This is a genomic window from Actinacidiphila guanduensis (assembly GCF_900103985.1).
GTDB classification, from domain to species: Bacteria; Actinomycetota; Actinomycetes; order Streptomycetales; family Streptomycetaceae; genus Actinacidiphila; species Actinacidiphila guanduensis.
Window position 1 is genome coordinate 144956 of record NZ_FNIE01000010.1, and the last position, 23730, is coordinate 168685.

The following is a 23730-nucleotide window of genomic DNA, read 5'->3' on the forward strand; positions in this document are numbered from 1 at the left end:
CGGGCCGTCAGGCGATCTCGTGGCGGAAGTCGGCCGGACGGGCGTGCTCGTGACCGGCCATCATGATCAGCAGCGGCAGCTCGCCGGTGCCTTCGAGGCCCAGGTCCTCGGTGTAGGACAGGGCGTCGAAGCCGAGGGCGACGCCGCAGGCGAGCCCGGCGGCACCGGCGGCGGTGTAGAAGGCCTGCGAGATGCCGCCCACCACCGCGTTGGCCAGCCGGTAGCCGCGGTCGCCGACGGCGTCGAGCACCGCGTGCGTACGGGCGGCCGGCACGACGACCGCGGCGGCCTGCTCCAGGTTGTAGTTGGCGAGGAAGTAATTGCGCTGCAGGAAGTCCCCGGGCGGGCCCGGGCGCACCAGCCGCAGCGAGCCGTCCGCGCGGTCGTAGGCGTAGCCGCCCTGCGGGACGCCCGCCACGTGGTTGACGAAGACGTAGAGCCGGGTCAGCGGCGGCGCCGCGGGATCCTCGGCGTCGCTGTCCAGGCGGCCTGCCGCGTCGGAGGCGGCCAGCAGGGTCGCCAGCGCCTGCGCGGACATCGGGCGGGTGGCCTGGAAGCGGCCGAAGCTGCTGCGGCGGGACCGCAGCGCCTGACGCACGTCCGCGGTCAGCGGCTGCGGCGCGGGCAGCGCGACCCGCTCGCCGCCCGCCGGCACCGGCGCGGGCAGGGCGGCCGCGAGGGCGCCGGGGGCCGGGCGGGCGGCCGCGTCGCGCACGGTCGCCTTGTGGACCTCGGTGACCAGGTCGAAGACGGTGACGCGGCGGGAGCGCTCCTGGTCGGCGTAGCGCACCCGGGGCGCGGGCCCGCCGGCCCGCGGCGGCTCGGCGGGCGCGGCGAGGCGGGCGGCGGCCGAGGCGAGCGCGGCCGAGGACAGGCCGTCGGTGGTGAGCGCCCCGAGCCGTACGGAGCCCGGGACCTCCGCCGCGGGGCGGGCGGCGCGGCCGCCGGCCGGATCGCCCTCCCAGCGCAGCGGCACCACGGCGAAGACGCCCTCCTCCTCGGGGGCGAGCCCGAGCAGGGTGCCGAGCGCGGGCTCGTCGAACCAGAAGGCGGTGCCGAGGTGCAGGCCGTGGGCGCGGGCCCAGATCCGCCAGGTCTGCAGCAGGGCCCCGGTGTCCATGCAGACCACGTGGTAGCTGAAGGTGTTGTACTTGAAGGCGTTCTGCCAGAAGCGCACGCCGAGTACGAGGAACTGCCCGTATCCGGCCCCCGCTTCGCCGAGCGCGGCCCGCACCTGCGGGGTGACGTCGCCGGTGAGCAGCCGGTCCATGGCGTGGTGGCGGGTGTCGTAGTAGTGGACGCCGGGGGTGAGCGGGCCGCCGGGGCCGCTGATCCAGTGCACGCCGATCGGGTAGAGGCCGCCGCCGGAGGCGGTGCCGCGGGACCAGTTGGCCTGCGTGTACATCGGCAGCGTGCCGAGGTCGGAGTTGGCCTGCACGCCCAGGCGCCGCCCGGTCAGGCCGTAGGAGTCGCGGAGCATCCCGGCCAGCAGCGGCAGGGTGAAGCCGCCGGTGCCGCGCGGCCCGTGCAGCCCGCGTTCCACCGTCGCCGAGGCTGGCGGGGCGTCCTCGCGGGGCAGCGGGAGGGCGTCGGCGCCGGGGAAGTGCTTCCCCTTGCGCGGCCGGTCCGCCCAGTCGGGGTCCCAGTCGACGGGTTCCATCGGGTAGCGGCCCCGCCGGACGATGGCGGTGGCGTACTCATGGGCGAGCCCCATGGGCGGGCCTCCTTTCGGGTCGGCCGCGGCGGGCCGGGTGCGGCTCACGGGAAGGGGTGCGGGGCGGGGTTGAGGTCGGCGGCGGTCAACTCGTGTGTCACCAGGCCGGCTTCGCGCAGGGCGGTGCGGGTGCGGGGCATGTGCAGGGCGCGCTGGCGGGACCAGCCGAAGTCGATGGGCAGCAGTCCGGGCACGATCACGCCCGCGGTGTGGAAGCCCAGCCGGCGCTGCTCGGGCGTGGTCTGGTCCACGGCGATGACGTCGAACCCCTCGCGGGCGACAGCCGCCACGCAGTTCTCGACGTCCTCGCGCAGGTCGCCCGCGGGGGCCACGGTGTCGCGGGCGAGCGCGGCGGGCGGCACGACCGGGCGGCGCACGCCCGGCCGGTGCTCGGGCCGCAGCAGGAAGTCGGCGTGGGCGGCCATCTCCGGCAGCCCGTAGAGCAGCGGGTGGTCGTGCAGCACCCGCACCTCGCCGAAGTCGGCGGCCATCGCCCGCAGCCGGGGCTCCTCACGCAGGGTGCGGCCCCGCAGGTTCACCGCGTCGGTGGCGATCTCGCACAGGCCCGCCGCCAGCGCGGCCTCCGGGTCGAGCCCCGCGCCCGCGCCGAAGCACAGCCTTCCGGTGCCGCCGTCGATCCGCTCGGCGACCGCGGTCACCACGGGGACGGGGAAGGTGATGCGGGTGTCGAAGAAGCGGGCCCGGTAGCCGTACATCGCCAGCCGGTCGATCATCGCGCGGGTGTGCGGGTCGGTGCTGGCCGAGCCGTCGATCTCGGTGAGCGGGGCGCGGCCGTACCAGGCGAGCAGGAAGGCGTCGCGCTCGATGACCTCCATCAGCCCGAAGTAGACCGCCTCGGCCAGCGAGCCGCCGGACGCGCAGCCGTTGGAGCTCTCCTGCACGAAGCGGTTCAGCAAGCCGCCGGGCGCGTGGTAGTAGGCGGTGATCTCCGGTACGAGCAGCGGCCGTCGGTCCCGCAGCGACCAGCCCCACACCCATGGGATCGGCCGCTCGGGGTCGAAGGGCCGCACGCCCGGCTCGGCCCGGTGGAACTCCTCGCTGTACAGGCCGCATGTCCGCGGGTCGAGTACGGCGGTGCGGGCGGCCAACTCCTCGTAGGAGGCCACCACTTGGGTACGGCGGCCGCGCGGCCGCATCCCGGCGGACCGCTCCAGCCCCTCCAGCAGCCCGACGCGGACGCTGGAGCGGTAGCGCGGGGTGTGGCCGCCCCAGAAGCACTCGCGCAGGTAGTCGCCCGAGCGCAGGAGGAAGGAGCCGACGGTGGAGGAGGTCGAGGCCGACACCAGGTCCGGCACGACCGAGGGCCCGAGCATGCCCGCGGCCGGGTTGACGAACGCCTCGAGCGGCACGTCGTAGGCGTCGGCCGGGCGCATCCGGAACCGCGTCGGCGACGGCTTCGGCGAGCTGCCCGGCAGCACCGCCGCGGCCTGCGCCGAGTCCGGCACGCGCTCCCCGCAGCGCGGGCACTCGGCGTCGGGCACGAAGGCGAAGCGGGTGGTGCGCAGCGTCTCCAGGTCCACGAGGAAGGCGTACGGGAAGCCCCCGGTGGAGTCCTCCGCCCCGGCCGGGGCGGCCGCGTGGGCGGCGATCACGGCGGCGAGCGCGGCCGCGGCGAAGGGCTGGGCCCAGGGCGTCGGCCCGGCCGCGCGGGTGGCGTCGCCGAGTTCCAGCGCCTCGCGCAGCCCGCGGGTGCGCACCGCCTGCCACCGCCGCACCAGGCACGTCCCGCACGCCTCGCCGCCGCCGGCCGCGAAGGGCCCGACTAGCGCGTGGTGCCCGTACACGTGGACAGCGGGCGGGAGTTGGGACTGCTCCGCCCGGCCGCCGCGTACGGAGGGGGCCGCGGGTACGTCGGGCCCCGCGTCGGTGCCGCTCGGTGCCTCCGGCCCCTGCCCAGCGGCGAGTTCGTCGCGCACGCCGAGCGGGGCGACGCGTACGGGGCCCCACCCGCCGCTGGCGGTACGGCTGTTCAGGGCATGCGAGCCGTACGAGCCCGCACGGCCCGTGCCGTTCGCACGGTTCGCGTCGTACGAGGCGAGCGGACCAGGCGCGCCGGCCGTGACGTCCGAGCCGCCCGCGCCGAGCCCAGTGCCCGAGCGGTCCTGGCTGGTCGCGCGGTTCGCAGCACGCGCACCGGGCGCGCCCGCCGCAGCATCCGAGCCGCCCGCGCCGAGCCAGCCGTCCGAGCCGTCACTGCGGAGCGAGCCGGACCAGGCGGGCCGCGGCTCGCCGGCGCCCATGCCGAGTGCCCCGAGTGCCCCGAGTGCGCCAAGCGCCGAGGAGATCGCCGTCGCCAGCGCCTCCGCGCCCGGCAGCACGGGCGCCGGCGGCGGGCCCGGGGGCGCGGCCGCGGGCCGCGGGCGGGTGTCAGTGCGCATCGGCCGGGCCCGTGGTGAGCAGGACGCGGGTGGCGAAGACGCGGCCTACGGCGAGGTCGGGAGCGGGCACCGGGGCGGCGAGCACGTCGCGGCCCGCGGCCCGCAGGCGGGCGGCCACGCCGGCCCAGTCGGTGTGCTCGCCGGGGCCGGGGGCGGTGGCGGGCCCGGTGGCCGCGATGGTCTGCGGGGCCAGGTCGCGCAGCAGCGGGTCGCCGGTGTCGAGCGGCTGCGGCGCCTTGGGTTCCGCGGCCAGCTGCACCGCGCCCAGCAGGTCGCGCACGGCCTCGAGTGCCGCGTCCCGCCAGGCCGGAGCGGCGCCCAGCGCCCAGCGCTCACCGGCCCGGGCGAGCACGACGGGCACGGTGCGCTCCCCCGGCGTCCCGAGGTCGAGGATCTCCAGGGCGGCCCCGAGGTTGGCGGCCGAGCGGACGAGGAAGGTGAGTTCGGCGTCCCCAAGGGCGGCGACCGCCTCGGGGTCGACGGCCCGGACCGGGGTCGTACGGTGCAGCGCCCCCCGCAGCGCCTCGTGGCCGAGCGCGGTGAGCAGCCCTCGGGCGGCCGCCTCGCGCGGGGTGCGGCCCGCGCCGGTGCCGGCCGCGCTCGCCTCCACCGCGCGGTCCCGGTTGTACGGGCCGAACGGCCGCAGCGCCGCCGCGGGCACCAGCGCGGTGCCGCCGCCGAGCAGCGAGCCGGCCGGGCACCAGGCGGCGACGTCCTGCGGGCCCAGGCCGAGCCCGCTCGCGGTGGCGAGCCGCTGCGGCCCGACCACCGGCCACTTCTCGCGGGCGGCCTCGAAGGCGGCGCCGGCCAGCACCTCGCCGGGCGGCACGACGTGCTCGGCGTACACCTCGGCGGCCCGCAGCAGCGCCCGCAGCCGGGCCCCGGCCACGTGGTGGACATCGAAGGCGCTGACCTCCCGGCGCCGCCCGTGCCCGGTGCCGAAGACCACGGTGCCGACCTTCAGCGGGGTCTGCGCCCACTCCTCGTCGGCGTACGCGCGGAACACCCCGGCGGTCGGCTGGACCAGCGCGGAGCGGTCGGTGAGTTCGGCGAGCGCGGCTTCGTCCGCCTCGGCGTTCCCCGTCTCGGGCACCGACGGCCGCTCCGGCGGCGGCAGTTCGCCCTCCTCGCCGCCCAACTCGGCGACATCCGCAGCCGGTGTGGGGCGGGAGGGCGCGGGCAGGGCCGCACAGGAGGGGCACCGCGGGTGCGGCAGCAGGGGTTCGGCGACCGTGTCGAGCGACTCGGTGTCCTGGATGAGGAGTTGGCCCTCGGTCTCCGCGCGCAGGGCGCCGGTGGCCAGGCGGAACACCTCGTAGGCGAGGAGGTTGCCGAGCATGGCGGCGAGCGGGCCGGCCACGGGCACGGCGGGGTCGCGCGGGCCGTTCGGGGCCAGCGCGCTCCACAGGCCGGCGGCCGCGGCGGGGTCGCCGTTGTCCCCGAGCCGCAGCACGGCGCAGGTGAAGCAGCCCGCGGTGCCGGGGGCGAGCAGCGGGCCGACGACCGCGGAGCGGCCGAACGTCCAAGCGGGCAGCACCCGTTTGGCGGCGGGCACGGCGGCGCCGAGCGCGGCGGTCTGCCGGGCCGCGGCCTCGCCGGTGACGATCACCAGGTCCCAGTCCGCGAGGTCGTCCCAGCCGAGCAGCCCGGGCCGGGTGGGGGGCGGCAGCAGGGTGATCTCGGCGGGGCAGCCCTGCTCGCGCAAGTCGGCTGCTTCGGCGGTGAGTTCGGCGAAGCGGTTGCCGGGGGCGTCCAGCCCGTCCTGCACCGCGACGGAGGCGACGCCGTTGCGGATCAGCGACAGCGCGGCCCAGCAGGCGAGTCGGCCTTCACCGAGGACGGCGACCCGGGTGGTGCGAAAGAGCAGGAAACGGGTCGCGGCCTCGTCGATGTAGTGGTCGACGTAGCCGATCTGGGCGGCGAACCGCTCGGCCACGGCGGGTTCGGGCACCGGCGCGTCCGGGGCCGGAGGCACGGCGTCGCGGGCGAAGCCACGCGCGTAGAGCGTGCCGACGAGCTGGGCCACCATGTCGCGCTGCTTGTCGCCGAGGCCCTGGCACAGCGCCTCCACGGTGGTGGCGCCGGTCAGGTGCGGCACGATCAGCGAGGCGAAGCGGTAGGCGGAGGGCATGACGACGCTGAAGCCGCCGCGCGCGTTGTGGAAGTGCACTCCGTTCGGGGTGCGGGTGTAGAGCACGTCCCGGCGGATGCGGGGCCGGGTCGCGGCGATCTCGTCGTACGCCGTGGGTGCTGACGCCATGGTCATGCCTCCGTCGGGTGCAGTTCCGCGGCGCCGGGCCGGGAGGGTGGATGGGGGGTGCGGCCGCCGGTGCGGGCGCCGACACCTTCGGCCGCGGCGGCGCGGGCGAAGGCCCGCAGCAGTTCGTGGATGCGGTAGTGGCCGCGCGGTCCCTCTTCGAGCAGGCCCGCGCCGACCAGGCGGTCCAGCACGCGGGCGCCGCTGATGGGGGCCTGGTCGCCGGGGTCGGCCGGGGGAGCTTCGGCGGAGGGCGCGGCCGGGGCCGCGGGTGGGAGGTCGCCGCCGGCCGGTCGGGGTGGCGGGGAACCGGGTGCCGGGGCAGGCCCGTTGGCCGCGGGGGGTGCGGGGGTCGGGCGTGCGCGGGTGGACGGGCGCGCGGGTGCCGCGGGTGGCCCTACGGACGCCGGACCGGCCTTCGCGGCGTGACGCGAGACCTGTGGCGTATCGGATGACGAGGTGGGGGCCGCGGTCTCCGCGTCGCCGCGCAGGATCGCGAGTTCCAGGCGCTGGAGCGAGGGGCCGGGGTCGACGCCGAGGTGGTGGGCGAGGTGCTCCTTGGTCTTGCGGTATTCCGCAAGGGCCTCGGCCCGCCGGCCGGCGCGGTGCAGGGCTTCCATGAGCTGTTCGGTGAAACGTTCGTGCAGGGGGTGCGCGCGGGCCGTCTGGAGGATCTCCGCAACCGCCTGGCGGTGCCGTCCGGCGGCGAGTTCGAGATCGAATACCCGCTCGATCGCACGCAGCCATTCCTCGTGCAGCCGGGGCACCTCGTCACGGTGCAGGAGATCGGAGGGGACATTGGCCAGCAGCGGCGGATGCCACAGGTCGAGCGCTGTGCGGAGCAGTGCGAGTTCGCTCTCCGGAGCTTTTTCCGCATACGCGCGCGAGAGCAGTTCACGGAACTCGACAAGGTCGAGTGTTTCGGCGTCCGCGGTGATCCGGTAACCGCCGGGAACGGCCTCTATCGCATTCTCGGAGATGCCGTACTTGGCGAAGAGCCGGCGCAGCCGGAGCACGCAGCTGTGCAATGCCGATTTCGCCTGGGCGGGGGTGTCCTCACCCCATATGACACGCTGCAGGGTTTCCGCGGAGACCACGGAATTCGCGTGCAGCAGCAATGCCGCGAGCAGTGCGGCGGGCCGGGACGGCTGGAGTACGGCGGATTCGCGGCCGTCGGCGACGCCGAGCATGCCGAGCACGGTGAACCGTGTCTGCCTGCCGGTCCGACCCGTCCGGTGCGCATCTGCCGAGGTCATACGGCCGCGGCCGATCTTCTTCGTACGAATGCCGTGCACGATGGAACAGAACGCACACTTCACCATCCCCGTTGCCCCGTGGCGCCGACGACCCGGTTGGTGTGCACCGGGCGGAGACAAAGGCCGGATGTGGCCTCATCTATCGGCGATCGCGCACGAGAATACGGCAGCCGACATTCCGTGTCCAGAGCGGAGCGCGATGTCAACCGGTAGCACATTCTGGACACTCCGGGCGTTACCCCGCAACACCGCGGAGCGGCCAATCGGACAAACCGCTCAGCATTACGGCGGCATGAATGGCGTTTTTCCTGCCCCGGGCTCCGGCCGATCATTTCAGTGGCCCGGCACCGACTTTTCCCGGCCGAACCGGGGAACGCCGGGCGGTGGTCAATTTGCGTCCGCATTAACGGAGCAAGGATGCACCCTGAAGGAGTGGCGACGGGATCACCCGGGATCGGAACCCTCGCCGCTCCACACTCTCGGACCCCTCCGTCCCCACCCACCCCGCAGACCCCGCGATCCTCCGCACCCCTCCCTTGCACTCCTCCTCCGCGAAGCGCCCACCCCCCTCACCCCCTTGACAGCCGACGCGCGCCTGATTCACTCTTCCACAAGACAGAAACAAACTTCCGCTATACGGAAGGAAAGCTTTGTGAGCTTCGCCGACGCGCGCTTCGATGTGAACCTCTCCCTCCTGTTCACCGAACTCCCCCTGCTGGAGCGGCCGGCCGCCGCTGCCGCCGCGGGCTTCGACGCCGTCGAACTGTGGTGGCCGTGGCCGGACGACCCCACCCCCGCCCCGCACCGGCTGTCCGCGCTGCGCACCGCCCTGGAGTCGGCGGGCACCCACCTGGTGGGCCTCAACTTCTACGCGGGCCAGCTGCCCGGTCCAGACCGAGGCGCCCTGTCCATCCCGGGCGAGGAGTCACGGCGCTTCCGGGCCAATGTCGAGGTCGCCGCCGAGTTCGCCGCGGCCACCGGCTGCACCGCGCTCAACGCCCTCTACGGCAACCGTGTGGACGGCGTGGACCCCGCCGAGCAGGACGCGCTCGCGCTGGACAACCTGGCGCTGGCCGCCCGAGCCGCCGCGGACGCGGGCGCGGTGCTGCTCGTCGAGGCGCTGAACGCCCCCGAGTCGCCGCGCTGCCCGCTGGTGAGTTCCGACGCGGCGGTCGACGTCGTCCGCCGCGTGAACGAGGCGACCGGCCTGGACAACGCCCGCTTCCTGCTCGACCTCTACCACCTGTCCATGAACGGCGAGGACCTGCCCGCGGCCATCACCCGCCACGCCGGGCTGACCGCGCACGTCCAGATCGCCGACAACCCGGGCCGCGGCGCACCGGGCACCGGGGCGTTGCCGCTCGCCGAACTCCTCGGTCTGCTCCGCAAGGAGGGCTACACGGGCTGGACCGGCTTGGAGTACAAACCGTCCCCCGCGGGCTCGGCCGCGTCGTTCGGCTGGCTGCGCTGAGCAAGCCGCGAGCAGACCGCGAGCGGTCCTCGATCGGCGGCGAGCGGCGCACCGGCAATACGGCAACCCGAGAGCCGGCGCCCAGCACCCGACAGCCGGGCAATGCGGCAACCCGACACCCGTCAGCCGTCCAGCCGTCAGCCACCACCCGTCAGCCACCAGCCACCAGCCACCAGCCACCAGCCGAGCCTCACCGCCCCGCCGATCCCCTCTCCCCCGACCACGAAAGGCCGCCCCATGCCCACCGCACTGCCCAAGGTCGCCTGGATCGGACTCGGCATCATGGGCTCGCCCATGTCCGAGAACCTGCTCCGGGCCGGCTACCGCGTCACCGGTTACACGCTGGAGCCGGAGAAGCTGGAGCGGCTCGCGGCCGCCGGCGGCACCGCGGCGGCATCGGTCGCCGAGGCGGTCGAGGGCGCCGACGTCATCGTCACGATGGTGCCCGCCTCCCCGCAGGTGGAGGCCGTCGCCTACGGCGAGGACGGCATCCTCGCCCACGCCCGGCCCGGCGCGCTGCTCGTCGACACCTCCTCGATCACCCCGCAGACCTCGGTGGACCTGGCGAAGGCCGCCGCCGCCAAGGGAATCCGGGTGCTGGACGCGCCCGTCTCCGGCGGCGAGGCGGGCGCGGTGGAAGCGGTGCTGTCCATCATGGTCGGCGGCGAGCGGGCCGACTTCGAGGAGGCGCGGCCGCTGCTGGAGACGCTCGGCAGGACCGTGGTGCACTGCGGCCCGCACGGCGCCGGGCAGACCGTCAAGGCGGCCAACCAGCTCATCGTCGCGGTCAACATCCAGGCGTGCGCGGAGGCGGTGGTCTTCCTGGAGAAGTCGGGCGTCGACCTCGCGGCGGCTCTGGAGGTGCTCAACGGCGGCCTGGCCGGCTCCACCGTGCTCACCCGCAAGAAGGACAACTTCTTGCGCCGCGAGTTCGCCCCCGGCTTCCGGATCGACCTGCACCACAAGGACATGGGCATCGTCACCGACGCCGCCCGCGCCGTGGGGGCCGCGCTCCCGGTCGGCGCGGTGGTGGCCGGCCTCGTCGCCTCGCTGCGCGCCCAGGGCGACGGCGGCCTGGACCACTCGGCGCTGCTGCGCGGGGTGGAGCGGCTGTCCGGCCTGCCCGTCAAGGACTGACGGCCCCTCATCCGCGGTCCGCGGCCGAACGGACCGCGCCCGATCCCCGCCCGGCGGTGCCGGCCCTGCCACGGGTCGCGCCTGGCAGTCCCCCGCCACCGAGCGCGGGGGCGGCACCGCCAGGCGGTACCACCCACGTGCCTTTCTCCCGTACCACCACGCCCCGTCCCGGGACCGGTCGCCGCCGTTGCCCCGCACGGCGGCGCGGCTTCCTGCACTATGGGGAGCACGAGCATTGCGCGCCGCACCCGACCGAGGCGGCGCGGCAGGCACGGGCGGGAACGGGAGTGGCGAGCGATGGCGGAGAGCGTGCCGGTGCGCTGCCCGGCCTGCGGGCGCGAACACCACTACACGGCCCCGGTCTTCCCGTGCGCCTGCGGCACCCCGCTCTCCCCGCCGGTCCGCGACGACGTGCCGCCGCTGCGGATCCGCCACCGGTCCTGGGAGGAGTCCTGGGTCCGGCTGCGCTGCCCCGACTGTGGCCGCACCGACCAGTGGCCGCAGCCGGAGTTCGACTGCGCCTGCGGCGCGCTGGTGCGGCTGCCGGTGCGCGGCGCCGCCGAGACGGCCGCGGACGGCGGCGAGGTGCCGGTCCCGCACGGGTCCGCGCCCGCGCCGAGCGGCGAGGTGCCGCCCCGGCCCACGACCCACCGCCCGCCCTTCCGCCCAGTGGTGATCCGCACCACGCGGGACGCGCTGACCGCGGCCGCGCGCTATCTGAAGTGGCTCGGCTTCACCGAGGTGCGCCTGGCCGGCGACCGCACGGCCAACGGCATCGACCTGCGCGGTGAGGGCCTGGTGGCCCAGGTGGACCCCACGACCCTGCCGACACCGGTGCGCGAGGTCGAGTGCCTCTGGCTGAACTGCGCCAACGAGGACGCGGTGGGGGCGTTCTTCTCGCTCGCGGGATACGCCACCGAGGCCCGGCAGCGGGCCGACCAGCTCGACGTCCCGCTGTTCGTCCTGGACCTGACGGGGACGCCGCAGCCGGTGAACGAGGCGGCGTCCCGTCTCGTACGGGGCTCCGACTGACCGCTGCCGGGCTTCCCGCCGTTCCCGGCCACCGGTCTGCCCTGCGCTGAGCGCGCAGTTCCACCCGCGGCCCTTCGCCCGGGGGCAACCCTCGGCGCGCCTGAGAGTGCCCAGCAACTCCCCCTTGCACACAGCGTTCCCGTCTTGACGAGGGGTGCCTTGAAACCTAGCCTCATTTTCACATAGCAGAAGCCAGATTCCACAATACGGAAACACTTCACTGGGGAGTGGATCGATGAGTCGGATGACTGCCGCGCGGGCGGCCGTGGAGATCCTGAAACTGGAAGGCGTGGAAGCGGCGTTCGGCGTGCCCGGGGCCGCGATCAACCCGTTCTACGCGGCACTCAAGGCGGCCGGCGGCATCGCGCACACGCTCGCCCGGCACGTGGAGGGCGCCTCGCACATGGCCGAGGGCTACACGCGGACCCGGCCGGGCAACATCGGCGTGTGCATCGGGACATCGGGACCGGCCGGCACCGACATGATCACCGGGCTGTACTCGGCGAGCGGCGACTCCATTCCGATCCTGTGCATCACCGGCCAGGCGCCGACCGCCGTGCTGCACAAGGAGGACTTCCAGGCGGTCGACATCGCGGCCATCGCCGGCCCCGTCACGAAGAAGGCCACCACCGTGCTGGAGGCCGCGCAGGTGCCCGGCGTCTTCCAGCAGGCGTTCCACCTGATGCGCTCCGGGCGGCCGGGGCCGGTGCTGATCGATCTGCCGGTGGACGTGCAGCAGACCGAGATCGAGTTCGACCCGGAGACGTACCGGCCGCTGCCGGTCTACAAGCCGGCCGCCTCGCGCGCCCAGATCGAGAAGGCGCTGTCGTACCTGGTGGCCTCGCAACGCCCGCTGATCGTGGCGGGCGGCGGGGTCATCAACGCCGACGCGGCCGACCTGCTGGTGGAGTTCGCCGAGCTGACCGGCACCCCGGTGGTGCCGACCCTGATGGGCTGGGGCGCGATCCCGGACGACCACGAGCTGAACGCCGGCATGGTGGGGCTGCAGACCTCGCACCGGTACGGCAACGCCACCTTCCTCGCCTCGGACTTCGTGCTCGGCATCGGCAACCGCTGGGCCAACCGGCACACCGGCTACCGGATGGACGTCTACCGCGAGGGCCGCACCTTCGTGCACGTGGACATCGAGCCCACCCAGATCGGCCGGATCTTCCCGCCGGACTACGGCATCGCCTCCGACGCGAAGGCCGCCCTCGAGCTGTTCGTCCGGGTGGCGCGGGAGTGGAAGGAGGCGGGCCGGCTGCCGGACCGCTCGGAGTGGATCGCCGCGCACCTGGAGCGCAAGGGCACCCTGCACCGCCGCACCCACTTCGACGACATCCCGATGAAGCCGCAGCGGGTCTACGAGGAGATGAACCGCGCCTTCGGCCCCGAGACCCGCTACGTGACCACCATCGGCCTCTCGCAGATCGCCGGCGCCCAGATGCTGCATGTCTACCGGCCGCGGCACTGGATCAACTGCGGCCAGGCCGGGCCGCTCGGCTGGACCGTCCCCGCCGCGCTCGGCGTCGCCACCGCCGACCCGCAGGCGCAGGTGGTGGCGCTCTCCGGGGACTACGACTTCCAGTTCATGATCGAGGAGCTGGCCGTCGGCGCGCAGCACCGCATCCCTTACGTGCATGTGCTGGTCAACAACAGCTACCTGGGCCTGATCCGGCAGGCGCAGCTCGGGCTCGGCATCGACTTCCAGGTGAACCTGGAGTTCGAGAACCTCAACTCGCCCGAACTCGGCGTCTACGGCGTGGACCACGTCAAGGTCGCCGAGGGTCTGGGCTGCAAGGCGATCCGGGTCACCGACCCGGCCGACCTGGGCGCGGCCTTCGAGGAGGCGAAGAAGCTGGCCGCCGAGCACCGGGTGCCGGTGGTGGTGGAGGCGATCCTGGAGCGGATCACCGACATCGCGATGTCGACCACCGCCGACATCTCCGACGTCCGCGAGTTCCAGGAGCTGGCCACCGCGCCCGGCCACGCCCCCACCGAGGTCATTCCGCTGCGCTGAAGCGGGCCCGCAGCTCGACCTTGCGCACCTTGCCGCTGACCGTCATCGGGAAGGCGTCCAGGATCCGCAGGTGGCGCGGAACCTTGTAGCGGGCGAGCCGGCCGGCGCAGAACTCCTCGATCTCGCCGAGGGTGGGCGGGTCGGCCGGGTCGCGCGGGATCACGCAGGCCAGCACCTCCTCGCCGTAAGTCTCGTCGGGCACGCCGACCACCTGCACGTCGGAGACCTTGGGGTGGGTGTAGAGGAACTCCTCGATCTCCCGCGGGTAGATGTTCTCCCCGCCGCGGATGATCATGTCCTTGATCCGGCCGACGACCGAGACGTAGCCGTCCGGGCGCATCACCGCCAGGTCGCCGGTGTGCATCCACCGCGAGGCGTCCAGCACCTCGGCGGTGCGCTCGGGCTCCGCCCAGTAGCCGAGCATCACCGAGTAGCCCCGGGTGCAGAGTTCACCGGGAGTGCCACGGGGCACTGTCGTACCGTCGGTAGGGTCCACGACCTTCACCTCCAGGTGCGGCAGCACCCGGCCGACGGTGGCGGTGCGGTGCTCGATGTCGTCGTCCATGCGGGTCTGGGTGGACACCGGCGAGGTCTCGGTCATGCCGTAGCAGATGGACACCTCGGCCATGTGCATCTCGGCCATCACCCGCTTCATCACCTCCACCGGGCAGGGCGAGCCGGCCATGATGCCGGTGCGCAGCGAACCCAGGTCGTAGGAGGCGAAGTCGGGCAGATTGAGCTCGGCGATGAACATCGTGGGCACGCCGTAGAGCGAGGTGCAGCGCTCCTGCTGGACCGCCCTGAGGGTGGCCGCCGGGTCGAAGGAGGGGGCGGGGATGACGATGCAGGCGCCGTGCGAGGTGATGCCGAGGTTGCCCATCACCATGCCGAAGCAGTGGTAGAAGGGCACCGGCAGGCAGACCCTGTCCTGCTCGCTGTAGCCGATCGTGCTGCCCACGAAGTAGCCGTTGTTGAGGATGTTGTGGTGCGAGAGGGTGGCGCCCTTGGGGAAGCCGGTGGTGCCGGAGGTGTACTGGATGTTGACCGGGTCGTCGCAGTCGAGCTCGGCCTCGGCGGCGGCCAGGAAGCCGGCGTCCAGGCCGGCGCCGGCGGCGAGCAGTTCGTCCCACTCCGGGTCGCCGATGTGCACGACCTCGCGCAACTGCTCGCAGCGCGGGCGGACTTCGGCGGCCATCGCCCGGTAGTCGCTGTCCTTGTGCTGCGGCGAGGCGATCAGCACGCAGGTGCCCGACTGCCGCAGCACGAACTCCAACTCGTGCGTGCGGTAGGCGGGGTTGATGTTCACCATGATGGCGCCGAGCCGGGCGGTGGCGTACTGGGTGAGCACCCACTCGGGGCAGTTGACCGCCCAGATGCCCACCCGGTCGCCCTTGCCGACGCCGTGGGCGGCGAGCCCGCGGGCCAGGTCGTCGACCGCGCGGCCGAACTCGGCGTAGGTCCACCGCCGTCCGCTGGGCAGGTCCACCATGGCCTCGCGGTCCGCGAAGGCGGATATCGCCCGGTCCAGGTTGCGGCCTATGGTGTCGCCGAGCAGGGGGGTGTCGCCGGTGCCGTGGGCATACGACGGCTCGGCCGGCTCGGCAGGTGCGGCGGTTTCCACGGCACGGGCGACCCCGTCGGCCGCTTGACCAATTGCCCTCTCCCGTAAGGCTTCTGACGGTCGCCCGGCCGGCTGCGTGCTCATCGGAAGTCCTCCTCGTGGAACTCGCGGCTGCCGTCGTGCATGGTCGCCTCGCGCAGTTCGATCCGCCGGATCTTGCCCGACACGGTCTTGGGCAGGTCGGCGAACTCCAGCCGCCGCACCCGCTTGTAGGGCGCGAGCACCGCGCGGGAGTGCGCGAAGATCGCCTTGGCGGTCTCCCCGTCCGGCGCCCAGCCCTCGGCGAGCACCACGTACGCCTTGGGCACCGACAGCCGCAGTTCGTCGGGCGCGGGCACCACCGCGGCCTCGGCGACCGCCTCGTGCTCCAGCAGCGCGCTCTCCAGCTCGAACGGGCTGATCTTGTAGTCGCTGGACTTGAAGACGTCGTCGCTGCGGCCGATGTAGGTGATGTACCCGTCGGCGTCCCGGCGGCCGATGTCGCCGGTGTGGTAGTAGCCGCCGGCCATCGCCTCGGCGGTCCGCCCGGGGTCGCCGGCGTAGCCGGTCATCAGCCCGACCGGGCGGGTGGACAGGTCCAGGCAGATCTCGCCCTCGTCGCCGGGCCGCCCGGTCACGGGGTCCACCAGGGCCACGGCGTAACCGGGGGTGGGCCGGCCCATGGAGCCGGCCTTCACGATCTGCCCGGGCGGGTTGGCGACCTGCACGGCGGTCTCGGTCTGGCCGAAGCCGTCCCGGATCACCACCCCCCACAGCCGCTTGACGTGCTCGATGACCTCCGGGTTCAGCGGCTCGCCGGCCGCCACCGCCTCCCGCGGCGGGTTCTTCAGCGCCCGCAGGTCGGCCTGGATGAGCATCCGCCACACCGTGGGCGGGGCGCAGAAGCTGGTCACGCCGGCCCGGTCCATCTCGGCCATCAGCCGGCCGGCGTCGAAACGGCTGTAGTTGTGGACGAAGACGGTCGCCTCGGCGTTCCAGGGCGCGAACAGGCTGGACCAGGCGTGCTTGGCCCAGCCCGGCGAGGAGATGTTCAGGTGGGTGTCGCCGGGGCGCAGCCCGATCCAGTACATCGTCGCCAAGTGGCCCACCGGGTACGACAGATGGGTGTGGGCGACCAGCTTGGGCCGGGCGGTGGTGCCGGAGGTGAAGTAGAGCATCAGCGGGTCGTCACCGCGGGTGGGGCCGTCCGGGATGAAGCCCGGCCCGCCCGCGGGCTGCGCCTCCTGCGCCTCCTCGTAGGCGGTCCAGCCGTCCGCGGCGCCGCCCACGGCGATGCGCGTGTAGTCGCCGGGCACGTCGGCGAACTTCGCGGTGTCCGCGGCCCGTACGATCGCGTGCCGGGCCTCGCCGCGCCCGATCCGGTCCCGCAGGTCGGCCGGGCCGAGCAGCGGGGTCGCCGGGATGACCACGGCCCGCAGCTTCATCAGCGCCAGCGCGCTCTCCCACTGCTCGACCTGGTTGCCCAGCATCAGCAGCACCCGGTCGCCGACCCGCACCCCCTGCTCGCGCAGCCAGGTCGCCACCCGGTCGGTGCGCGCGGACATCTCGCCGTAGGTGACGCGGACCTCACTGCCGTCCTCCTCCACGATCCACAGCGCGTCCTGCCCGGTCCGCTCCGGGTCGGCGGCCACCACGTCGAACCAGTCCAGGGCCCAGTTGAAGAACTCCGGACGGGGCCAGGCGAAACCCTCGTAGGCTGCCGGGTAGTCCTCGCGGTGGCGCAGCAGGAAGTCCCGGGCGGCCCGGAACTCTCCGGTCGCCTCCGATGCCGGCATGTGTCCTCCTCATCGACGGGCGCTGAGTAGCATCGTCCGTGAGTGACGTGGGTCTCACTACCCCCGGAAGGGGGTGAGCGGGCCCGCCGTGGGGGCCGAGGTCGGCCGAGGGGACGTGGTGCAGGTGGACGGGCAGGGCGATGCCGTGGAGCTGCGGGCGGCGCTGCTGCGCATGCGCAGGTCGGGACTGCTGCCGGTGGCTTTCGGCGGGCTGGTGACCGGCGGCGGGCTGCCACCGGGCTATGGCGCGCGGCAGTTCAGGATCAGCGAGCTGTCGGGCACCGGCACGGAGTCGCTGCGCGGCCTGACCATCACGTCCGGCAACGGGCTCGGTGGCAAGACGCTGGCGCTGGGCCGCCCGTACGCGGTCACCGACTACCGCTCCTCGCGCGCCATCAGCCACGAGTACGACGCGGCCGTCGCCAGCGAGGGGCTGCGCTCGGTGCTCGCCGTGCCGGTGGTCGTCCAGCGGCGGGTCCGCGGGGTCCTCTACGGGGCGCTGCGGCAGCCGTTCGTGCTCGGCGAGCGGCCGCTGAACGTGGCGCTGGACGCCGCGCGCGAGCTGGAGCAGGCGCTGGTGGTGCGGGACGAGGCACAGCGGCTGCTGTCCTTCGCGCAGGCGCCGCCCACCGCGGACCCGCGGGCCTGGGAGGAGGTGCGCGAGGCGCACACCGAGCTGCGGGCGCTGGCCGCGCGCGTGCCGGACGCGCACTTGCGGCACGAGCTGCTCAGTGCCTGCGCGAAACTCGCCGCGGCCGGTGCCGCGCCTGCCGCCTCGGCCACCCTCCCTCTGCCCGGGCCACGCCCGGCCCCGCAGCTCACCCCCCGCGAACTCGACGTTCTGAGCGCGGTGGCCTCCGGGGCGACCAACGCGGCCGCGGCCGCGCGCCTGCGGCTGCGCCCCGAGACCGTCAAGAGCTACCTGCGTGCCGCCATGCGCAAACTGGGCGCCCACACCCGCCTCGAAGCCGTAGTGGCCGCCCGCAGGGCGGGCCTTCTCCCTTGAGCCATCGGGGCCACGGCCCCTCGCACCCCAAGAACGGCAACCCGCCGCAGGGGTGCGCCACGGTGCCGGATTCCGCCCACGGGTGCCGCAACCCCCCGCAGGGGTTCCCCACGTGCCGGATTCCACCCACGGGTGCCGCAACCCGCCGCAGGGGTTCCCTAGGGTGCCGAGTGCCGCACCGCCGTAGCTTGGCGCAGTTCCTCACCCGGAACTTCGCCTGGGGGTGGGTGCCCCAGCGCCTCCGGGGGTTGTACGGGGCTCGCTGTGCGCGCGAAGGGCAAGGTTTTTCAGGGGCGCGGGGAACTGCGCGCTCAGCAGGCCACCGGCCTGCGGCCGGGGACGAGACGGAACCCCCGCGGCGGGAAGCCGCAGCCGCACCGGGCAAGAGCGGTACCCCGCAGCCTAAAGAGCCCTACGTGCCCTCACCCTCACGCGTGCGGCCGCCGCCAGCCGCACGTGTGAGGACCGGGTCAACCGTCAGGTGGTGCGCCCCGAGAGGCTCGGCGAGCCGCCGGAGGGCGACCGCCGAGAGCCGGATCCACGGCTGGGTCGGCCCGAGCACGGAGCGCAGGCGGCGGTCCGTGGTGAAGGCGACAGCCGTCCGCGTCCCGAAAGGCGTACGCCACAGGCGGATCACGTCCCCGGCCGGCCCACGCCGTACCGGCACGTAGAGCGAACGCCCCGCGGTCCCACCGGACTCCGGCTCGCCGGAGGCGACCGACGGCTGGTGCTGGCTCACGTGCATGCCCTTACGGTAACCCGCGCGGCACGCCCCCTCCCCCCGGGCCGCCCCGGAGCGGCGGGAGCCCGCCGCCCGGACCTCCGGGGCGTCACGTCGCCCGCCACGCTCCTCACCTGCCGCCGGCGGGGGCGCCGACCGCGTTACCACCCGGCATCCGCCCCCGTGCGGGGCCCGCACGCCCCGCCTCAGTAATCCCGCCCTAGTAATCCAGCTCCGCCAGCTCGCGCACCAGGCGTTCGCGCACCCGCGGCACCCCGGTCAGCAGCGGCACCGCGGCGTTGCGGGCGGCGCGGGCGGGGGCGGCGCGCAGCGCCGCCAGACGGGTCATGCGGTCGGTGAAGGCGACCACCCGCCGGGCGACGGGCAGCCGCCGCTCCTCGTACTCCGCCAGGCGGTCGGCCGCGAGGGCCCGTCCGAGCTCGCGGGCGTCCTGGATACCGGTGTTCATGCCCTGCCCGCCCGCGGGGCTGTGGACGTGGGCCGCGTCGCCGGCGAGCAGCACCCGCCCGTCGCGGAAGCGGTCGGCGACCCGGTGGTGGACGTGGAACCGCGAGCCCCACACGACCCGGTGGACCTGCCCCTGCCCGGGCGTCCGCGCGTCGAGCAGGCGCTGCACGTACTCCTCGCCGGGTTCCTCGGGCGCGTCGTCGGCGATGGCGACGATCCGGTACCGCTCGCCCGGCAGGGGCGCGACGACCACCAGGCCGTCGGCGTGCACGTTCGCCGAGACCTCCTCGTGCCCGGGCGCCCAGTCCATCGCGACATCGGCGAGCACGAAGGACTCCTCGTAGGTGCCGCCGGCGAAACCGATGCCGGCGGCGTCGCGGACGGTGCTGTGCATGCCGTCGGCGCCGACCGCGTAGGCGGCCCGCAGGGTCTGCCCGTCCGCCGTGGTGAGGGTGACGCCCCCGGCGTCCTGGACCAGGCCGCGCACCTCGACCGGCCGGTGCACCTCGCCGCCCGCCGCCCGCAACCGGTCGAGCAGCACCGCCTCGGTCTCGCTCTGCGGGACCATCAGGGTGTACGGGTACGGCGTGGGCAGGCCGGCGAAGGACAGCCGGGCCAGCGCCCGGCGGCCGTCACGAAGGGTGAAGCGCCGCACCGGCACCCCCCTGGCCACGAGTTCACCCGAGGCGCCCAGCTCCTCCAGCACCTCCAGCGTGCGGGCGTGCACGGCGGCCGCGCGCGAGGTGTTCGCACCTTCGGCGAGCCGGTCCAGCAGCACGAAGTCCACGCCGGCCTCGGCGAGGGTGAGCGCGAGGGTCAGCCCGGTCGGTCCCGCGCCGACGATGGCGACGTGCGTGCTGTCCGGAAGCGAAGTACCGGCCATGGAGGTCCCCTTTCACCGCTGCGTCGGGCGCCGGTCATGCGCCCGACGGTCGCCTACCCCCGACTGGCCACGGTGATGATTTCGGGACTGGCGTCGGTGACCGGCGTGCGGTCCCAACTGCCGTACTGCTCTTGGACGGTGAAGCCCGCCTCGGTGAGGAAGGCGTGGAGTTCGGCGGGGCCGGGGAAGCGCAGGCTCTCGGTGAGGACGCGCAGCACGGTGCCGTCGGGGGCGGCCACGGTGCCGTGGAAGGCGACGATGCCGTCCGCGACGGAGTCGACCTCGTGCCAGTAGCGCAAGGGGCGGCCCTGCTCGTCCACCACCTCGACGACGTCCTCGGGGTTGCGGGCGGTCCAGCCCTCCCAGGCGCGGGCCAGCGGGTGGCGGGTCTCGAAGGCGAAGCGCCCGCCCGGCCGCAGCGCGGCGTGCACCCCGCGCAGGGAGGCGCGTATGTCGTCGTCGGTGAGCAGGTTCTGGAAGGCGTGGCCGGTCATGGTGGCCAGCGCGAAGCCGGCGCCTTCGGGGGCCTGCGCGGCGGCGGCTTCGATCCACTCGATGCCCTCGTGCCGCCGGGCCCGGTCCAGCATGGCGCGGTCGGGGTCGATCCCGGTGAGGCGTCCGCGGTGGCCGCGGGCCCGGGCGAGGGCGAGCATCGAGCCGGTGCCGCAGCCGACGTCCAGGACGGAGTCGGCGGCCATCACCAGCGGGAAGTAGAACCCGTCGTCCATCCGGTGGTCGGGGTCCCAGGGGTTCAGCGTGTCGTACAGGGCGGCGGCATCGGCATCGGTGAACACCGGCGCAGTCTGCGCGGGCGCCCTGCGGGCGGGCAACGGGTTTTCCGTCCGGTGGACGGCCACGGCAGGCGCCCTCTGCGCAGCGGCCGTACGCCGGTCCTGCCCCGGACGTGGCGGTGTACGCCGCGGGTGGCGGCGCCGCTCCCGCTCCGCCCGGACCGGCGAACCGTGGGCCGCGGGCGCACGGGCGGAGCCCCGTACGCAGACCGCCGCCCCGGCGGTGCGCACGGGGGCGGCGCACCGCCGGGGCGGCGGATTCGGGGGCAGGCGGCCGGGTGTCCCGTCCCCACGATGACCCGGCTGCCGGCCCCCGGCCCGGTGCCCTCCGCTCGTCGGGCGCCGGGGGTCCGGGGGCCGCCGGTCACATGTGGACGGCCTGGCCTGCGGTGAGGTTGGGACGGCCGCTGCGGTACATCAGCGCCGCGATCACCGTGCCGGCGGCGAAGAAACCGGCCGACCACCAGTAGGCAGTGGAGTAGCTGTGCAGCTGGGCGTGGGCGAGGATGGCCGGCGCCGTGCCGTGGCTCTTGACGTAGTTCGTGGCGGCCGCGGTGGCCAGGGTGTTCAGCAGGGCGGTGCCGATGGAGCCGCCGACCTGCTGCATGGTGTTGACGCCCGCGGAGGCCACGCCCGCGTCCTCCTCGGAGATCCCGGAGGTCGCCACGCTCATCGCCGTCGGCATGGCCAGGCCGATGCCGAGGCCGATCACGATCAGCGGCGGCAGGACGTTGGCGGCGTAGGTGCTGCCGCCGTCCAGGAGGGTCAGCCAGGCCATGCCGACCGCGGACAGCGCCATGCCGAGCGGCACGACCGGGCGCGGGCCGAACCGCGGCACCAGCACGGTGGTGGCGATCTGGGCGGCGACCATCAGGGCGCCGATCATCGGCAGGAAGCCCAGGCCGGTCTTGACCGGCGTGTAGTGCAGCGTGAGCTGGAGGTAGTAGGTCAGGAACAGGAACACGCCGAACATGCCGACACCGGCGATGCCGAGGATGGCGAACGAGGCGCCGCGGTTGCGGTCCACCAGCACGCGCAGCGGCAGCAGCGGGTGCTGCGCCCGGGTCTGCCACCAGGTGAAGGCGGCCACCAGCACCACGCCCAGGGTCAGGAAGCCCCAGGTCAGCGGGGAGCCCCAGTGGTGGGTCTCGGCGTTGGAGAAGCCGTAGACGATGCCGAACAGGCCGGCGGTGACCAGGATGGTGCCGGGCAGGTCGAGGCGGGGCCGGTCGGCCGGGGCGCCCTTGCGGAGCAGCGCCATGCCGCCGATGAAGGCGATGACGGCGAAGACCAGGTTGACGTAGAGGGTCCAGCGCCAGCTGAGGTGCTCAGTGAGGACACCGCCGAGCAGCAGGCCGATGCCGCCGCCCGCGCCTGCGATGGCGCCGTAGATGCCGAACGCCTTGGCGCGCTCCTTGGCGTCGGTGAAGGTGGTGTTGAGCAGCGACAGCGCGGCGGGGGCCAGCAGCGCGCCGAACAGGCCCTGCAGGGCGCGGCCGCTGACCAGGACCTCGAAGTTCTGGGCGGCGCCGGCGAGCGCGGAGGCGCCGGCGAAGCCGACCACGCCGACGAGGAAGACGATCTTGCGGCCGATCAGGTCGGCGAGTCGCCCGCCGAGCAGCAGCAGGCTGCCGAAGGCGAGGGAGTAGGCGGTGACGATCCACTGCCGGTTGCCGTCGCTGAAGCCGAGGGCCTTCTGGGCGGAGGGCAGGGCGATGTTCACGACGGTGGCGTCCAGGACGACCATCAGCTGGGCGATCGCGATGACGGCGAGCACCCACCAGCGGTGGCCGGGGCGCTCCTCCACGGCGTGCTTGTCGTGCTTGTCGAGCTCTACCGGACCGGCCGGTGAGGGCTCGCCGACGTGGGCGTCGGCTGCGGACGAGGTCGACATCTTGCGTGCTCCTGAAGGGACGGGGAGGCGCGGATGATCCGCTGGAAGAACGAAACGGTTTCGTACTCGAACGACGGTACGTCGCGACTTATCGAAACGCAAACGTTTCGCTGCCTCCCCGCATGTGCGCCTCCTCACAGCCGGGCGCATCAACCTTCCCGCCCCTTCCCGGCGTCCTCAGCCCCCGCGGGCGCCCGCCCGGAGACCCTGCGCCCGGACATCACGGCGATCCCCCTGCGCGACGCCCCCCGAGCGGGGTGGTCCTGGCCAGCCGCACCGGGTCCTCAGGCGGGCACGTAGGACCTGCTGTCTGCCCAGTCGCCCCGCGCCCGCACAAGCGCGGCCCGCACCTCGCCGTCGAGCAGGTCGGCGTGGGCGCGTAACGCGGCGGCGAGGCGGGCGAGACCGTCCGGGTCGAGTCCCGGGACCATGTAGTCGTCGACGAGGCAGAGGTTGGCGACGGGCTGCCGGAGTTCGGGTTCGGGGGCGTAGGGGTCGCAGTCGATCCCGACGTGGAGAACCTCGACGGATTCGGTCGCGGTCCCCGTCCGCCCGTCGGGGACGTGGACGGGCAGCGGGCACCCCACGAAGCCGCGGTGGTGGTTGATGTCGCTGAGCATCAGGCCGAGCCGTTCGATCGGAACGCCCTGGGCGCTTGGGTCCTCCTCGGCCCAGTCCGGCAAGTGGCCACTGATACTGAAGCCGGTGTCGGTGGTGATGGTCCAGGTTCTGCTCACGTTTCCGGGCTCCTCGGTTCAGGGGTGGTGAGGTGGACGGGGGCGAAGCCGGTAAGCCTCACGACGAGTTGGTGGGCCCGTACCCAGGGGATGCGGGGGTCGTCGTAGGCGAACCAGCCGACGTCGACAGGTTCAGGGGCAGCGCGGCCGGCCGGGCGGTGGAGGATCCCGTTGACACCGACGGGGGCGAAGTGCCGTACGCGCAGGGCGGTGACGGCTCGCCGCAGATGCGGGCAGGCGGTCACTGAGCGGTGCGCGCAGGGGCGGCAGACGGGCGGGTGAGCGGTCTTCTCGTCGCGGGGCCGCAGGTGGTCTGGCCGCGCGTCGACCAGCCACAGCACGCCGTCGCGCGTACGGTCGGCGGGCCCGCCGCAGATCTGGCAACGCACCCCGCTCATGGCGATCCGCTGCCGCAGGCTGTGCACCTGTCCGAACCGGGGCCGCCCCTTTCCGGGTTGCGAGGGCGCCCGCGACCACAGCACGCCGTACCCGTCCCGATCGAACCCCCGTTCGTCGGCATACCCGATCCCCCGCCCGTCCTGCCGCCG

Annotated in this window: 17 protein-coding genes; 5 read left to right on the forward strand and 12 right to left on the reverse strand. The window is 74.2% G+C overall.

Annotation, left to right across the window (positions count from 1 at the left end; translation table 11 throughout):
* Positions 1-7 precede the first annotated feature (7 nt).
* The 4 genes from BLR33_RS22500 to BLR33_RS36980 are packed head-to-tail and all read right to left on the reverse strand — an operon-like array spanning position 8 to position 7560.
* Positions 8-1714: a nitroreductase family protein gene (locus BLR33_RS22500; protein WP_093786375.1), complete on the reverse strand. Its 1707-nt coding sequence runs from the start codon at positions 1712-1714 to the stop codon at positions 8-10.
* A gap of 44 nt (positions 1715-1758) precedes the next feature.
* Positions 1759-4113, reverse strand: coding sequence for a TOMM precursor leader peptide-binding protein (locus BLR33_RS22505; RefSeq protein WP_245771589.1), 2355 nt, complete (start codon positions 4111-4113; stop codon positions 1759-1761).
* Entirely contained in the window at positions 4103-6373 is a 2271-nt protein-coding gene (locus BLR33_RS22510; protein WP_107408909.1) for a TOMM precursor leader peptide-binding protein, read from the reverse strand. The genes BLR33_RS22505 and BLR33_RS22510 overlap by 11 nt, the downstream gene beginning before the upstream one ends.
* 2 nt (positions 6374-6375) lie before the next feature.
* Positions 6376-7560 (reverse strand): AfsR/SARP family transcriptional regulator, encoded by a 1185-nt coding sequence (locus BLR33_RS36980; protein WP_322987182.1) that lies wholly within the window; start codon positions 7558-7560, stop codon positions 6376-6378.
* 718 nt (positions 7561-8278) lie between these two features.
* Between BLR33_RS36980 and BLR33_RS22520 the strand changes: the two genes are divergently transcribed.
* From BLR33_RS22520 to gcl, 4 genes are all read left to right on the forward strand, one after another.
* Positions 8279-9097, forward strand: a complete 819-nt coding sequence (locus BLR33_RS22520) for a TIM barrel protein (RefSeq protein WP_093786377.1) — start codon at positions 8279-8281, stop codon at positions 9095-9097.
* Between the two features lie 237 nt (positions 9098-9334).
* Positions 9335-10234 carry a 2-hydroxy-3-oxopropionate reductase gene (locus tag BLR33_RS22525; RefSeq protein ID WP_093786378.1) on the forward strand — a complete coding sequence of 300 codons (900 nt, stop codon included), beginning with the start codon at positions 9335-9337 and terminating at the stop codon, positions 10232-10234.
* A 297-nt stretch (positions 10235-10531) separates the two neighbouring features.
* On the forward strand, positions 10532-11266 hold the full coding sequence (locus BLR33_RS22530; RefSeq protein ID WP_093786379.1) for a hypothetical protein: 735 nt from the start codon (positions 10532-10534) through the stop codon (positions 11264-11266).
* 235 nt (positions 11267-11501) lie between these two features.
* Positions 11502-13286, forward strand: a complete 1785-nt coding sequence (gene gcl / locus BLR33_RS22535; RefSeq protein WP_093786380.1) for a glyoxylate carboligase — start codon at positions 11502-11504, stop codon at positions 13284-13286.
* On the opposite strand, the gene BLR33_RS22540 is transcribed toward gcl, so the two are convergent.
* Both BLR33_RS22540 and BLR33_RS22545 read right to left on the reverse strand, forming a co-directional pair.
* The gene (locus tag BLR33_RS22540) at positions 13270-14907 is read right to left on the reverse strand and encodes an AMP-binding protein (protein WP_245771590.1); all 1638 of its coding nucleotides are present in this window, start codon (positions 14905-14907) and stop codon (positions 13270-13272) included. The two genes, gcl and BLR33_RS22540, sit on opposite strands and share 17 nt — an antisense overlap.
* Before the next feature lie 80 nt (positions 14908-14987).
* On the reverse strand, positions 14988-16682 hold the full coding sequence (locus BLR33_RS22545; protein ID WP_093786382.1) for an AMP-binding protein: 1695 nt from the start codon (positions 16680-16682) through the stop codon (positions 14988-14990).
* A 151-nt stretch (positions 16683-16833) separates the two neighbouring features.
* Between BLR33_RS22545 and BLR33_RS22550 the strand changes: the two genes are divergently transcribed.
* A complete protein-coding gene (locus tag BLR33_RS22550) occupies positions 16834-17688 on the forward strand; it encodes a helix-turn-helix transcriptional regulator (protein WP_093786517.1) in 855 nt (284 codons plus the stop codon).
* A gap of 412 nt (positions 17689-18100) precedes the next feature.
* Here the strand turns inward: BLR33_RS22550 and BLR33_RS22555 are convergent, their stop codons facing one another.
* The 6 genes from BLR33_RS22555 to BLR33_RS22580 form a co-directional block, all read right to left on the reverse strand.
* A complete protein-coding gene (locus BLR33_RS22555) occupies positions 18101-18433 on the reverse strand; it encodes an SAV_915 family protein (protein WP_093786383.1) in 333 nt (110 codons plus the stop codon).
* Positions 18434-18629: 196 nt separating this feature from the next.
* A complete protein-coding gene (locus BLR33_RS22560) occupies positions 18630-19760 on the reverse strand; it encodes an FAD-dependent monooxygenase (RefSeq protein ID WP_093786384.1) in 1131 nt (376 codons plus the stop codon).
* A 53-nt stretch (positions 19761-19813) separates the two neighbouring features.
* The gene (locus BLR33_RS22565) at positions 19814-20554 is read right to left on the reverse strand and encodes a class I SAM-dependent methyltransferase (protein WP_093786518.1); all 741 of its coding nucleotides are present in this window, start codon (positions 20552-20554) and stop codon (positions 19814-19816) included.
* Between the two features lie 361 nt (positions 20555-20915).
* A complete protein-coding gene (locus tag BLR33_RS22570; protein ID WP_407639714.1) occupies positions 20916-22298 on the reverse strand; it encodes an MFS transporter in 1383 nt (460 codons plus the stop codon).
* A 431-nt stretch (positions 22299-22729) separates the two neighbouring features.
* Positions 22730-23182: a DUF6907 domain-containing protein gene (locus BLR33_RS22575; protein ID WP_093786386.1), complete on the reverse strand. Its 453-nt coding sequence runs from the start codon at positions 23180-23182 to the stop codon at positions 22730-22732.
* Positions 23179-23580: a hypothetical protein gene (locus tag BLR33_RS22580; protein WP_245771591.1), complete on the reverse strand. Its 402-nt coding sequence runs from the start codon at positions 23578-23580 to the stop codon at positions 23179-23181. Before BLR33_RS22580 ends, BLR33_RS22575 begins: the two co-directional genes overlap by 4 nt.
* Positions 23581-23730: the final 150 nt, after the last annotated feature.